Here is a 14,086-nt window from a genome sequence, read left to right as displayed (position 1 = left end):
CGTCCAAAAAGGACGGGCGGGACGCCCATCCCACAATAACAATTAAAATTGTAAGTTATTTAATTCGCGATCCTTATGGGTAATCGACCGGACATAATATGACTGGCGAATATAATTCGCTCTTCTACAAAGAAATTTCGCGCCCAGCGAGGCTAGAATAAAAGATGGTAAAAAACTGATTTTATATTACTTAAAGTAAAGGGCGGCTTGATATAAAACTTGTTCTTGATGGGTTAACAAAGTGCAGTCAGAAAGCGGGTAAGCCACACAAGTAACAGCGTAGCCAGCTTGCAATTCTGAGGGCTTCAAAAACTTTTGTTCGCTTTGGTCGATTTCACCGCTCAGCAGTTTGACAACGCAAGCAGAACACTCTCCTTGCTTGCATCCATTCGGCAAGCGGATGCCGGCATCTTCTGCCATATCTAAGATATACTGGTCGTCTGGTACTGCGATCGTGCGATCGAGCGCGATCGCCTCATTCACCAACCGAACTTGATAAACTGCCATTTTTTCCTTATTCCTCGCGAAAGGGCGGGTTTACGATGCTGTTAGTCCTACCAAATATTTCGGGTAAAACCCGCCCGTACAACTCGAAAGGGCGGATTTATATCGTGTATATCTAGACAAGCGCTTCTTGATAATCGAGATTTTCATCTAGATAAATAGCCCGAATATCCTCCGGCAAATTTGATTCTAAAGTTTGATATCCTTTTTGCAGCAAAGCCTTTACCTGAGCCGGCGAAATAGCTTCGCCTTCTGCTTGCAAATAAGCTGCAATTCGAGTTTCGCTCCAGCGGAAAGTCTGAGCCATCAACACCACTAAACGCGGCAGGGGCGCTAACAATTCTAAGGCTTGTTTGACGTAACACCAGAGGGGAGGCGAAGCCGATTGCAAAGAATAGTGAATCGACTCAACAGGGGGCAATTCGGCTTGATTGATGCAGATAGCCGTGACATTAATCAGCCAGTTTTGGAGACTGAGATTTTCGCCATCAGACTCTTGGATTTCGCGGCGCAAATCGAGGCCTCGCAGTTCGTGATAGATGTGCAGCCAAGTGTGGGCAAACAGGTAATCGCCTTGTACGGGCGATCGTACGGAATGGCGAATCAGGGAGTGTACAATTTGAGCATAGCGACAAAAAATCGCCGTGAAGAAGCGACCCTGATCGGGATGGTTTTGAAACAGAGTCAATAATTCCTGGTCGCTGTGATGGAACAGGGATTTGACCACAGGATGGTTGAATTCGGAAAAATTAGGTGTTTGCACAATTGTTCTGGAAAGGTTGTGGGAATAAATGCGGGTGCAGCCCGATTCTACAACACGATATACATTTGATGCAAGTGCTTAAAAAATATGTTGATATTTCAGTCAATAAATTATATAATTAAGTTGTAGGTGAGGCTGAATCAACCTCAATTAGTAGAGCTAATCTTATTTGTTCACCGTCACCTACAAATGTTGTTTAAATGGTAAATTATTGGTATGTCTAGCATTAATACTGGTATCGAATGGACCGACAGAACATGGAATCCAACAACTGGCTGCGATAAAGTCAGTCCTGGTTGTACACATTGTTATGCTGAAGCATTAACAAAACGGTTTCATACTAATTTCCCTAATGGGTTTACTTTAACAGAACACCCAAAGCGTTTGAACGAACCTAGGGGTTGGCGAAAGCCTAGTCGCATCTTTGTTAATTCAATGAGCGATTTGTTCCATGAAGATGTTTCTCTTGAGTTTTTGAAACAAGTCTTTGATGTAATGCGTGAAACTCCTCACCACATTTATCAAATCCTTACCAAGCGAGATAAACGTTTAGTAGAGTTAGCCCCTCAACTTGAATGGTCTGATAATATTTGGATGGGCGTGTCTGTTGAAAATCAAAATTATGTTCATCGTGTGGATTCTTTGCGACAAGTCAATGCAAAGGTACGCTTTTTATCCTGTGAACCACTTTTAGGGTCGTTACAGCTTGATTTAACCGGAATTCACTGGGTAATAGTTGGTGGAGAGTCGGGACAAAAACACCGTCCAATGCAAGCAGAATGGGCACAAAGTATTCGGGATCAGTGTCAGGATGCTGAAGTAGCGTTTTTCTTCAAGCAATGGGGAGGTAGAACACCTAAAGCTGCTGGGAGACTTCTCGATGATAAAATTTGGGATGAGATGCCAAAAGCTGAGAATAAACAGAGACAAAAATTGCTTCGGTGCTCGAAGATAAATAAATGCTAGTAACAGAGGCTAAATTATTACAACTAAAATTTAATAATCATATTATTCTACTATTTTTAGCAAACTATTTAGTGTGTAAGGCTTTTTAGAACCAGGTTTTTGTATCTCTAACATCCCTTCTTGATACAGTGAACCGAGAATATCGTTGTAATGCTGAGTTCTTTTTAAACAACCCAAATCATTCAATTTTAAAATAATATGAGTAATTACATCTTCAAAAGATTTCCATTCAGATTTGATTTCACGCAAGATTTGGATAGATTGTGTTTTAATTATAGCGATGCGTCTTTTCTGTTCGGCTTCCCATTCTTTATCAAGAAATTTTTCAATTCCTTGATAATTATCTTGAAAAAATAATAATTTATCTTCATCACAAACAAAATCATTCAGAAAATGACCAAATGCTTTTTCAGGATGATTGCTGCCGACTACAATACTGTATTGAGGTCTGACATCATTATAAGTCTCCTTAATTTCAAAGCTAGTTACACCTCTAAAACCGCCTTCTTTTCTCATTCTTTCTTTTAAGTATTCCAGCGCCCACCTTTCAAATTTTTGAGGCTCATTTTTTAGTTCCAGCCACTTTGGTTTCCACTGTATATCAGAATTAACACCTAGAAGCTTAGTCAAATTTTTCATATAACTCTCGGCAGTTTTTTGTTTTTCAGAATCAGCATAAGTAGTTTTATAATGCCCAGCATGACGAGCTACTTGTATATTGTGAAACAATAAAAATAGCTCGCCCTTATGCTGGCTTACATGATTTCCTATATTGCATATATTATCGAAACTCATTCCTTTAACAGCAAAAGCATCAAGAAAAAATAATGTAGGATAATTTTCTAAGTCTTTCCTTAGCTCAGGAAAAGCAATTTCAAATGTTTGAGGCTTATATATTTTATATGACAATTTTTCAGCTACAGATTCACAATTCTGATGAAGCTTTTTATTGAAATTAGGCTTAGATTCTATAAAAAAACATCTTAAATTTACACGATTTTCTTGTTTGAATAGTTTCGCACATTTTAGAGCTATTAATGGTGAACCATCAGTATTGTCAAACTCATGTTTATATTTTGACCAAAATTTTGAAGTATTTACAAAGTCTTCAATTCCTCTTCCTTCTGTATATTTTCCTATTCCTGCAAACCCATCGACATAATTTAGATGCTCTGATTGATAATTTTCGTTACCACCGAGAGTGTAACAATAAGACTGAATATACCTTAGCAGTATCCGATGTTTCGATGCTGACCATGACCGTTTTCGAGTAAAGTAATTTTCTGAGTTATTTGGTTCTTCTGAAAATAAAGGTAGAGATAGTTGATCGCCTTCCATTTTTTACACCAGCGGTATTATAGATTGTGTTTAAATTTATTTGGTAAACCAAGTCTAGCATAAAAAAGAGATCTGTTAACATTAAAAAATGTAATCCTCTTTTAACTTTCCCTGCAACCACAATAACCGCCGCCACCAGGAGTCTCAATGACAAACACATCCCCCGATCGCATTTCCACACTCGCCGTACTTCCCAACTCCTCAACATTTCCATCAAATCTCTCAACATAATTCCGCCCAACTTTTCCCGCTTCCCCCCCATTCAAACCGTAGGGAGAAATCACCCGCCGCCCCGATAAAATTCCCGCCGTCATCGCCTCCCGAAACCGTACTCGCCGCACCACTCCATTACCGCCGCGATGAGATCCATTCCCCCCACTATTAGCCCGAATTGCAAAACTTTCTAACAACACCGGAAACCGCCATTCTAATACTTCTGGATCGGTTAAACGCGAATTAGTCATGTGAGTTTGAACCGCATCCGTACCATCAAAATCTGCACCAGCACCAGAACCGCCGCAAATAGTTTCATAATATTGATAGCGCTGATTTCCAAAGGTAAAATTATTCATAGTTCCCTGAGAAGCCGCCATCACTCCCAACGCACAATACAAAGCATCGGTAATATTTTGCGATGTTTCTACATTTCCGGCAACCACCGCCGCTGGATAGCGAGGATTCAGCATACAGCCTTCGGGATTGATGATTTCGAGAGGTTTCAAACAGCCCGCATTTAGAGGAATATCGTCATCTACCAAGGTGCGGAAAACATACAAAACAGCGGCTTTGCACACGGCTGCGGGAGCATTAAAATTGTTGGTTTGTTGAGCAGAAGTGCCAGTAAAATCTATTTTTGCACTGCGCGCAGATTTGTCAATTGTAATCGCTACCTTAATTTGTCCGCCGCTATCCATCGGATAAGTAAACTCGCCATCTTGCAAAACATCAATTACCCTGCGTACCGACTCCTCAGCATTGTCTTGTACGAAGCCCATATAAGCTTGCACAGTCTCTAATCCATAATGTTCTACCATCTTGATCAGCTCTTCTGCGCCGCGCTTGTTAGCAGCAATTTGTGCTTGCAAATCGGCTATATTTTGAGCAGAATTGCGAACCGGAAAATTCCCCGCTGTCAGAAGTTGTAGTAATTCTTGTTCTCGAAAATTGCCCTCGCTTACTAACAGGAAATTGTCAAGCAATACACCTTCTTCGGTTACTGTTGTACTGTTGGGAGGCATGGAACCGGGAGTAATGCCGCCGATGTCGGCGTGGTGTCCCCGCGAGGCAACATAAAACAAAGGAAGGGAGGAATCATGAGCAAATACTGGAGTAATAACGGTGATATCTGGTAAATGCGTGCCGCCGTTGTAGGGATTGTTAGAAACATAAACATCGCCCGGTTGAATCGCATTGCTTTGTGCTAAAATTAAAGCTTCAACGCTTTCGCTCATCGAGCCGAGATGTACGGGAATGTGTGGCGCGTTGGCAACTAATTGCCCCTTTTTGTCGAAAATTGCACAGGAAAAGTCGAGACGTTCCTTGATGTTGACTGAGGAACTTGTGTTTTGCAATGTGACGCCCATTTGTTCCGCGATCGCCCGAAACAAGTTATTAAAAATTTCCAGCAAAACCGGATCGGATTTAGCCGCAGATAAACGCGAATGAACGCCGATATTATCTGTCTCCATCTGCGTGCATCTGCGGTTCAAAATTAGATCGTTATTTTCGGTTATTTCCGCTTCCCAGCCCGGTTCTATGATATTGGTTCCCGTTGCCTCAACAATCATAGCAGGGCCGCTAATGCAGTCGTGCGATCGCAAATCGTCTCTCTGATAAACAGGCGTTTCCCGCCACCCGCCAGCAACATACATTTGCACGGTTGAAATTGGTTGCACAGGCAAGATGCCCGTGCCACCAGAGGGGGAATTTGTGGATGCTTCCTGGACATTCATTCTTTCTACAACTTCCACGGAAACCGCTTCCACAATCAGCGGTTTTTCTGGCATAATAAAACTGTAACGCTGTCGGTGTGCCGCTTCAAATTCAGCCTGCATTACCTCAATATTGTCAGCAAAATTGACCGCCAAAACCGAGTCACTTCCCTGATATTTTAAGCGCAACTTGCTAACAACTAAAACCTCTGACTCATTCTCTGTGTTCTCTGCGCCTCTGCGGTTCAATTCCCTCTTGCCCTCAGCCTCCAATTCTGTTAAAATATAATGTAAATCAGGTAATAATTCTCCATTTAATTGTTGCTCGATCGCCCTTTCGCGAATAGCCCGCACATCAGCCAAACCCATACCGTAAGCCGACAACACACCCGCATAAGGGTGAATAAACACCCGTTTCATCCCCAAACTATCGGCGATCGCACAAGCGTGTTGGCCGCCCGCACCGCCGAAACAGCACAATGTATACTCCGAAACATCGTAACCGCGCTGAAGCGAGATTTTTTTGACAGCATTTGCCATCTTTTCCACGGCGATCGCCAAAAAACCCTCCGCCACCTGTTCCGCCGTCCTCTCGCCCCCAATTTCCCCCGCTAATTGCCCGAATTTTTGGTTTACTACGTCAGGGGCGATCGGCAAATCTCCATTCAATCCAAATACTTTAGGGAAAAAATCCGGTTGAATTTTCCCCAACATCACATTGCAATCAGTCACCGTCAAGGGGCCGCCTTTGCGATAGCAAGCCGGCCCAGGATTGGCCCCTGCAGACTCCGGCCCGACGCGGTAGCGAGCCCCGTCAAAAAAGACAATTGAACCGCCGCCGGCTGCTACAGTGTGAATTGCCATCACGGGCGATCGTAATCTCACCCCAGCAATTTCCGTCTCAAATTCGCGTTCGTATTCGCCGTTAAAATGGGCAACATCTGTGGAAGTTCCGCCCATATCAAAGGTAATAATTTTCTCAAAACCTGCCTTTTTGCTCGTTTGAACTGCACCCACAATTCCCCCAGCAGGCCCGGATAAAATACTGTTTTTTCCTTGAAATTGTGCGGCGTCCACTAAGCCGCCGTTCGATTGCATAAACATTAATTTAGGGGACGGGCACGGGGAGGAGGAGGAGGGCGGGCACGGGGGCACCGCCCCTACAGATAATTGACTGGTTACTTGTTCGACATAACGCCGTAAAATCGGAGATAAATAAGCATCGACAACCGCAGTATCTCCCCGCGAAACTAATTTCATCAGCGGGCTAACTTCGTGAGATACTGAAATTTGAGTAAAGCCAATTTCTTTCGCTATTTTAGCAACTTGTTTTTCATGTTCCGAGTAGCGGTAGCCGTGCATGAATACGATCGCACAACTGCGAATTCCCTCCTCGTATGCTTGCTGCAAACACGGGATAAACTCGGGATTTACAGCAGTTAACTCCTCACCTTGGGCGCTGTAGCGTTCCGCAACTTCAATAACTCGATCGTACAGCATCTGGGGCAAAACAATGTGACGCGCGAAAATATTCGGGCGGTTTTGATAGCCAATTCTCAGCGCATCGCCGAAACCTTTAGTAATTAACAGAATTGTGCGATCGCCCTTTCGTTCCAGCAAAGCATTTGTCGCCACCGTCGTCCCCATTTTAATCGCTTCAATTTGTGCAGCGGGTATAGGAACATCTGCGGCAATTCCTAAGATGTCGCGAATTCCTTGCACTGCTGCGTCGGTGTAGCGTTCTGGGTTTTCCGATAGCAGCTTGTGAATGACTAATTTACCGTCGGGGCTGTTGGCGACAATATCGGTAAAAGTGCCACCGCGATCGATCCAAAATTGCCAGCGAGTGCGATCGGGAGAAGTAGGATTCATATCTCTTTTTTTTGAAATTTTTGCTTGATTAATTTACAAGTATTCAACAAACTTCTGTTCGAGTCAATTCATAAAACTCATAACTTCGGGTCATAAAAGTCATAATTTCTGGTCAATCAAACTAGCAGGCGCTCGATCGTGTTAATTATAGATGTCGGATGCCCTTGACTAACCCCTGACAAACACCCGCCAGAAAATCCAAATCCAAAGTCTCAATCCTATCGCTTTCTCGATGATAATGCGGGTTTCGCATATTAGCAGTATCAGTCACCATAATAGCCGGATAACCATTATCCCAAAAAGGAACATGATCGCTGCGGCGAGTATCCGGCACAATTAAACCTCGATTCGGCACAGGTAGCCACTCGCAGGGCTGACCAGATTTGCGAATTTTGCCACTCAAATTAACCAAATCGGGAACCGTCCGCAAAGTGCCAATTAAAGCAATAAAATTGCCACTCTTTGGATAAAAATATTTCAATCCAGCGGGATAGCTTTGAGAATTAGGATTATGGTTGCAATAGCCCAACATTTCCAAAGAAATCATTAAGCGGATTGACTTTTGCTGTTGCTTGTATTTAGCTGCATGATGACTGCTTCCCAAATAACCGTATTCTTCCATATCAAAGGCGACTAATTGCACTGGATATTTGAGCGGCCCAGATGCGATATCCCTTGCGAGTTCCAGCAAAACAGCAACACCAGTAGCATTATCATCGGCCCCAGGCGATCCGGGTACAGTATCGTAATGAGCACCAATTACGATCGGCTTTTCTTGCTTCTTTTCTTGCTTCCCCCCCTTAGCAAGGGGGGGACTGAGGGGGGGTAAATCCAAAATCAAATTGTGATGAATTCGGCCGCGCACGGAAAAATCGTCAATTTCTACAGTTCCCCACTGTGCCAACTGTTCGCGGATGTATTGCTGGGCATAAAAATGCCCTTCGGATGCGAGGTATGGGTTGCGATCGCGTACAATTTGAATCAGATGGCTGTGCAAGCGTTCTTTGAGATTCATGCGATCGGAGATACAATGAGTACATTAAGATTATATGGGATTGAATTATGATTGGAGAAGTCAGAATCGAAAATTATAAGTCCATTCAAAAGCTGAAGCTAGAATTAGGACGAGTAACTGTATTGATCGGTGAAAATGGCTGCGGAAAGAGTAATATCCTAGAGGCGATCGCCCTTGCTTCTGCTGCGGCTGATGACAAGCTGGATAACGAGTTTTTAGCTTCTCGGGGCATCAGAGTGACAGAACCTCAATTAATGCGATCGGCCTTTGAAATTGACAATTTGATTAAAGATATCAAAATTGAGTTAAGAGGGAATGAAGGACAACCATTCAGTTGTATTTTAGAAAATGATAATTCTCCCTATTCTCAGTGGCTTAGTAAAACCTTTTTGGGTAATACTGAAACCTCTCTCAAGAATGCTGTTAATCAGGTGGTTCAAAAATATGGCGGTCGAAACAAATTAATATCTATTTTAGAAGAAAAAACGGAGCTTTCCGAAGATTTTTTTTTAAGCCTTAAAAAGGATGCAAAATCATTTATTGAAATACTTTTTTTAAATCAATTTGTAATTTACTCTCCTGAAAATCCCGCGTTACGAACTTTTGAAAAAGAAGGGCAAATTCAACCGTTAGGCATTAATGGCGAAGGCTTATTTAAACTTATAAATGTCTTGAGTGCAGACAAAAACCCAGATAAACTCAATCAAATCAAAGAAAATCTGCGATTGATAGATTGGTTTAAAGATTTTGAAGTTTCTCAGAATTTAGCAGCAATGCAAACTTCTATCCAAATCCAAGATAGGTACTTAGATACTGATTTAAGTTATTTCGACCAAAGAAGCTCGAATGAAGGCTTTTTGTTTTTACTCTTTTACTTTACCTTGTTCGTAAGTGAACTCACACCTAAATTTTTCGCAATAGATAACATTGATGCTTCTCTCAATCCCAGATTGTGCCGCCGATTAATGCAAGAATTAGTCGAATTAGCCAAAAAACACGACAAACAAGTCATTTTTACAACTCACAACCCGGCAGTTTTGGACGGCTTGGATTTAGATGATGACGAACAGCGACTGTTTGTGATTTCCCGCAATCAATTAGGTTACACTAAAGCTAGACGCATTCTCAAACCTAAACCTTTGGAGGGACAAGAACCTGTGAAATTATCAGAGGCGTTTTTGAGGGGCTATATCGGCGGACTTCCTAAAAATTTTTAATATGATTAGTTTTGGATTGATTACAGAGGGACTTACTGACCAGATTGTTATTGAAAATATTTTAGCTGGATATTTCAATAGTCCAGATTTAGATATCAGACAACTTCAACCAGAAAGAGATAAAGACAATGAGAATAAATCCACATACGGCGGCTGGACTCTAGTTTTTGATTATTGTAAGTCAAGAGATTTTCAAGAAGCATTGCAATTTATTGACTATATCATTATCCAAATAGATACGGATGTTTCAGAAGATTATAATATCCCCAAGCAAGATGAAAACGGTGAATTTACTCCTCAGCAGTTAATTGAAAAAGTTATTGAAAAGTTTAGGGGTGCGATCGGCGATATTTTTTACAGCAAATATCAACAAAAAATTATATTTGCAATCTCCGTACATTCTATTGAGTGTTGGTTGCTTCCACTGTATTATACCGACCAAAAGAAAAAATCTAAATTTAAGAACTGTCTCGATACTTTAAATCTGGAACTTCCGAAAAAACACAAGTTTACGATCGACGCTAATGCTAAAAATCCTGAATATTATCGAGTAATTTCAGAACAATATCGCAAGCATAAAGTTTTGATGAAGCATTACGCAGAAAATCCCAGTTTAAAAACTTTTCTAGAAGAGATTCAAAGCAGAGGCATTAAGAGTGGTGATGAAGAGGATTGGTAAGGAAGCAAGTTATTATGTCATATAATAGAAACATAGTTATCGGAGATTACCATGCAAGCATACAAACTTAGAGGTAAAATCGATGCAACTGGCAACTTGGTAGTTGTGGAACCTGTGAATATGCCGCCGGGAGATGTAGAAATCATCGTCTTGCAGCTACCTGATACGGTTAAACAAGCCAGTGCGTCAGAAAATGCGATCGCGCCTGAAGCACCTAAAAAAAAGTTTAAAACTAACGTGAAGGCATTTCAAGGTTTATTCGATCGAGATACTGTACCGGAACCGCTGGATTTTGACGATCCAGACAAACAAGCAAAATGGGAATATTTAAAGGAAAAACATAACTTGTGAAAATCCTGATAGACACCAATATAATAGTAGATGTTGCGCTCGAACGAGAACCTTTCTTTGCTGAGAGCGATCGCATTTTAACTTTTGTTGAAGAAGCACAAATTCAAGGCTATATTTCAGCCTCAACTTTTAGCGACCTTTACTATATTATCCGCAGAGACAGAGGCCGCGATTGGACGCTGGATTTTTTGCGGCAGCTAGCCACATTTTGTCAAGTAGCAACAGTAGATAACTCTGTTATTTCAATTGCATTAACTTGCAAATTTAAGGATTTTGAAGATGCGATTCAGTACAGCACTGCTGTAATCAATCTAATTGATGTCATTGTCACCCGCAACCCGCGAGATTTTCCGGTTAATACTCCTAGGATTTTAACTCCAAATCAGTTAATTATTGAATTAACTGATTCTCCCTAAATTTCTCAAAGCGCTAAACTTCTGATTCCAATTCGCTAACCCGCAACTGCACGGGTAATTCTACAGAATTCAACTCAGACGACTCTAACAATCCTGTTGCTTCAACTTCTGCACTCGCTTCACCGTGCCGCACTTTTCGCAACTTTTCACCCAAAGTATCCCGCTGGTTAATCAAATAAATACTAACCAAAGTCAGCCCAACCCCCATCGATTGCAGCGGATTGAGCACTTCGCCCAAGAACAAATTGCCGAACAGCAAAGCAAATACAGGCGTTAAAAAAGTTAAAGAACTCAAACTTGTTAAACTGCCACTTGAAGCAAAATAAAAGAATAAACCGTAGGCGATCGCACTTCCGAAAACAGTAGAATAACCTAACGCCATCCAGCCCGAAAAATCGATATTCACAAACTGTTCAGACTCAGTTGCAGCCGAAATTGCCAACAGCGGCAAACCGCCCAAAATCATGTGCCAACCAGTCGCCACCACCGGGTCAACATAACGGCAAACCCAGCGCACCAAAACCGTACCCACAGCCATCGACAAAGCAGCCAACAGCATCAACCATTCTCCACCCTGAAACAACTGTTCGATACCCGCAGAAACCTCCCTGTTTTCAGGATGAAAAAGCCCCACAATCCAGCCATCGGGCAACCCAATTAAACTGATGCCCGCAACGCCAATAACTAATCCTAACCAGCCCCAAAAACCTATTTTTTCTTGAAACAGCCACAAACATAAAATCGCCACTGCTAGCGGTTGAGAATCAATCATCACCGAACCTAAGCCGGCACCGGTTCTCGCCAAACCTTCGGCTAAAAAGCCTTGAAACAAAGTAGCGTCAACCAAAGCAAACAGCGAAATCCACAGCCAAGCTTTCCAACCCTGCGGCTGCGGTTTTCCCATGAATGCCGCCGCCAGCAGCACCAACACCCCCGCAGGTACTAAACGCACGAATGCCACAAACAGCGGCGTTGTGTGCGGCATCACCCCCTTCATCGCTACCATCGCGGTTCCCCACAGGAAAAACGGCGCAATTAGCAACAGCGGGGCAAAAGGCAATTTTGAATCGGTAAGTTTTAACTGCATGGGGGAGACTCCAAATAATTGATGAGATTGATTCTCGTGGGGATGATGTAGTTTTGTTAAGCAATTTTTACAATTATATATTGGTGTTGGGTTAAGTGCGATCGCACAAATCTCGGTCATTATGAACAGGCAAGATGCCTGTTCCACAAAATCAAGGTGGAACAGGCATCTTGCCTGTTGCCACCATGATGAACAGGCAAGATGCCTGTTCCACAAAATCAAGGTGCAACAGGCATCTTGCCTGTTGCCGCCAATCTGGAACAGGCAAGATGCCTGTTCCACAATCAAGCAATTTCTTGTGCAACAGGCATCTTGCCTGTTGCCGCCAATCTGGAACAGGCAAGATGCCTGTTCCACAATCAAGCAATTTCTTGTGCAACAGGCATCTTGCCTGTTGCGAACACAGGCACAACATCTAACCCGATGAATAAGGCACACTAGAAGTTAGCTACAAAATTTCACCTTGCCTGTAAACTGCCCATGATTTGGCCATTCAAGCCCCGCTACCGCAAACAAATCGCCCGTATCGAAATCACCGGAGCCATTGCCGGAGAAACCCGTAAACGAGTGCTAGAAGCTCTCAAAACCGTTGAAGAACGCAAATTTCCCGCCTTGCTGCTGCGGATAGACAGCCCCGGCGGCACTGTCGGCGATTCCCAGGAAATTTACAGCGCACTCAAGCGTTTGCGCGAAAAAGTCAAAATTGTTGCCAGTTTCGGCAATATTTCAGCTTCTGGCGGAGTTTACATCGGCATGGGAGCCGAGCATATCGTTGCTAATCCGGGTACAATTACTGGCAGCATTGGCGTGATTATCCGGGGTAACAATTTAGAACGGCTGTTAGAAAAAGTAGGCGTTTCTTTTCAGGTGATTAAATCGGGGCCGTATAAAGATATCTTGGCATTCGATCGCGAATTGACAGATCCTGAACAGCAAATTCTGCAAGACTTGATCGACACCAGCTACCAGCAATTCGTGGAAACCGTTGCTGAAGCCCGGAAATTGCCTGTTGAGAAAGTGAAAAGTTTTGCCGATGGTCGGGTTTTTACCGGCCAGCAAGCCTTAGAATTGGGTTTGGTCGATCGACTGGGAACAGAAGAGGACGCTCGCCGCCTTGCCGCCGAACTCGCAGGCCTCGACCCGGAAAAAACCGAGTCTTGCACGCTAGAAAAACAAAAACCTTTCCTAAATCGTGTCTTGGGGAGTAGTCTGGATATATCCGGGCTTTCAGCTTACAAGAATTTGCTGGAATTCGAGCTTTCTACTAGCGGTTTGCCGCTGTGGATGTATCGCCCGTGATTAAATAGTCAGTTGGCAGTTGGCAGTAGTCAGTTGACAGTGGTAATTGGTAATTACTAATGGGTAATTGTAACTAGCAACTGACTACTAGCAACTGACTACTAGCAACTGACTAATAACAAAAATATGGAGGAAATTTGCGTGGAGTGGCAAGTGCGGGGGATTCGTGGGGCAACTACTGCTAGCGAGAATTCGGTGGCAGCAATTCGAGAAGCGGTGAGAGAATTATTAGATGAATTAGAAGCAAAAAATGATATAAATCCAGATTTAATTATTAGTGCTACGTTTTCTGCTACTCGCGATTTAGATGCTGTGTTTCCGGCTGCGATCGCCCGCGAACGTCCTCACTGGTGTAATGTTCCTTTGTTGGACGTACAGCAAATGCACGTTGAGGGTGCTTTGGAACGCTGCATTCGGTTTTTAATTCACGTCAATTGGCCGGCACATACTGAAATTTATCATCCTTATTTGCGGGGAGCTCAAAATTTGCGCCCCGATAGGAATTTAGCGGTGGCGGTGGCTGGGGAAAAATAATAGATTCACCGAAAAACGAGCCCGGCGTGCCCCTGGCTTTAGACACGGGGAGGAAGTCGGCTGCGGTTTCAACCGCCTTCAATATTTCTTTACACAAGCGATTGAAAGGTTGTA

General features: G+C 43.0%; 14 protein-coding genes. 8 read left to right on the top strand and 6 right to left on the bottom strand.

What is annotated here, in order from left to right; translation table 11 throughout:
* Positions 1-186 precede the first annotated feature (186 nt).
* Positions 187-507 (bottom strand): 2Fe-2S iron-sulfur cluster-binding protein, encoded by a 321-nt coding sequence (locus tag QUB26_RS17830; RefSeq protein WP_333241388.1) that lies wholly within the window; start codon positions 505-507, stop codon positions 187-189.
* Between the two features lie 112 nt (positions 508-619).
* Positions 620-1,267 carry a sigma-70 family RNA polymerase sigma factor gene (locus tag QUB26_RS17825; protein ID WP_333241385.1) on the bottom strand — a complete coding sequence of 216 codons (648 nt, stop codon included), beginning with the start codon at positions 1,265-1,267 and terminating at the stop codon, positions 620-622.
* A 216-nt stretch (positions 1,268-1,483) separates the two neighbouring features.
* Here QUB26_RS17825 and QUB26_RS17820 point away from each other — a divergent pair, with 216 nt between their 5' ends.
* On the top strand, positions 1,484-2,233 hold the full coding sequence (locus tag QUB26_RS17820) for a phage Gp37/Gp68 family protein (RefSeq protein ID WP_333319068.1): 750 nt from the start codon (positions 1,484-1,486) through the stop codon (positions 2,231-2,233).
* 42 nt (positions 2,234-2,275) lie between these two features.
* On the opposite strand, the gene tcmP is transcribed toward QUB26_RS17820, so the two are convergent.
* The 3 genes from tcmP to QUB26_RS17805 all read right to left on the bottom strand — a co-directional run bounded on the left by tcmP (position 2,276) and on the right by QUB26_RS17805 (position 8,389).
* Positions 2,276-3,571 carry a three-Cys-motif partner protein TcmP gene (tcmP, locus tag QUB26_RS17815; protein ID WP_333319067.1) on the bottom strand — a complete coding sequence of 432 codons (1,296 nt, stop codon included), beginning with the start codon at positions 3,569-3,571 and terminating at the stop codon, positions 2,276-2,278.
* 101 nt (positions 3,572-3,672) lie between these two features.
* Entirely contained in the window at positions 3,673-7,374 is a 3,702-nt protein-coding gene (locus tag QUB26_RS17810; protein WP_333319065.1) for a hydantoinase B/oxoprolinase family protein, read from the bottom strand.
* 145 nt (positions 7,375-7,519) lie between these two features.
* The gene (locus tag QUB26_RS17805) at positions 7,520-8,389 is read right to left on the bottom strand and encodes a M28 family peptidase (protein ID WP_333319063.1); all 870 of its coding nucleotides are present in this window, start codon (positions 8,387-8,389) and stop codon (positions 7,520-7,522) included.
* 47 nt (positions 8,390-8,436) lie between these two features.
* Here QUB26_RS17805 and QUB26_RS17800 point away from each other — a divergent pair, with 47 nt between their 5' ends.
* The 4 genes from QUB26_RS17800 to QUB26_RS17785 are packed head-to-tail and all read left to right on the top strand — an operon-like array spanning position 8,437 to position 11,052.
* Positions 8,437-9,606 carry an AAA family ATPase gene (locus QUB26_RS17800; RefSeq protein ID WP_333319061.1) on the top strand — a complete coding sequence of 390 codons (1,170 nt, stop codon included), beginning with the start codon at positions 8,437-8,439 and terminating at the stop codon, positions 9,604-9,606.
* 1 nt (position 9,607) lies between these two features.
* A complete protein-coding gene (locus QUB26_RS17795; protein ID WP_333319058.1) occupies positions 9,608-10,285 on the top strand; it encodes a phage tail protein in 678 nt (225 codons plus the stop codon).
* 51 nt (positions 10,286-10,336) lie between these two features.
* Positions 10,337-10,636: a hypothetical protein gene (locus QUB26_RS17790; protein WP_333319056.1), complete on the top strand. Its 300-nt coding sequence runs from the start codon at positions 10,337-10,339 to the stop codon at positions 10,634-10,636.
* Positions 10,633-11,052, top strand: a complete 420-nt coding sequence (locus QUB26_RS17785; RefSeq protein ID WP_333319054.1) for a PIN domain-containing protein — start codon at positions 10,633-10,635, stop codon at positions 11,050-11,052. Before QUB26_RS17790 ends, QUB26_RS17785 begins: the two co-directional genes overlap by 4 nt.
* 13 nt (positions 11,053-11,065) lie before the next feature.
* Here QUB26_RS17785 and QUB26_RS17780 read toward each other — a convergent pair whose 3' ends face one another.
* Entirely contained in the window at positions 11,066-12,139 is a 1,074-nt protein-coding gene (locus QUB26_RS17780) for a DMT family transporter (RefSeq protein WP_333319052.1), read from the bottom strand.
* A gap of 201 nt (positions 12,140-12,340) precedes the next feature.
* Here QUB26_RS17780 and QUB26_RS17775 point away from each other — a divergent pair, with 201 nt between their 5' ends.
* From QUB26_RS17775 to aroH, 3 genes are all read left to right on the top strand, one after another.
* Complete coding sequence (locus QUB26_RS17775) at positions 12,341-12,580, top strand: hypothetical protein (protein ID WP_333319050.1); 240 nt, start codon at positions 12,341-12,343, stop codon at positions 12,578-12,580.
* Between the two features lie 39 nt (positions 12,581-12,619).
* A complete protein-coding gene (gene sppA, locus QUB26_RS17770) occupies positions 12,620-13,438 on the top strand; it encodes a signal peptide peptidase SppA (RefSeq protein WP_333319048.1) in 819 nt (272 codons plus the stop codon).
* Between the two features lie 126 nt (positions 13,439-13,564).
* The gene (aroH, locus tag QUB26_RS17765) at positions 13,565-13,972 is read left to right on the top strand and encodes a chorismate mutase (protein ID WP_190742920.1); all 408 of its coding nucleotides are present in this window, start codon (positions 13,565-13,567) and stop codon (positions 13,970-13,972) included.
* Positions 13,973-14,086: the final 114 nt, after the last annotated feature.

It is taken from the genome of Microcoleus sp. B4-C1 (assembly GCF_036705285.1).
In the GTDB taxonomy this organism is placed as follows: Bacteria; Cyanobacteriota; Cyanobacteriia; order Cyanobacteriales; family Microcoleaceae; genus Microcoleus.
This window is presented reverse-complemented; position numbering and strand designations above follow the sequence as displayed.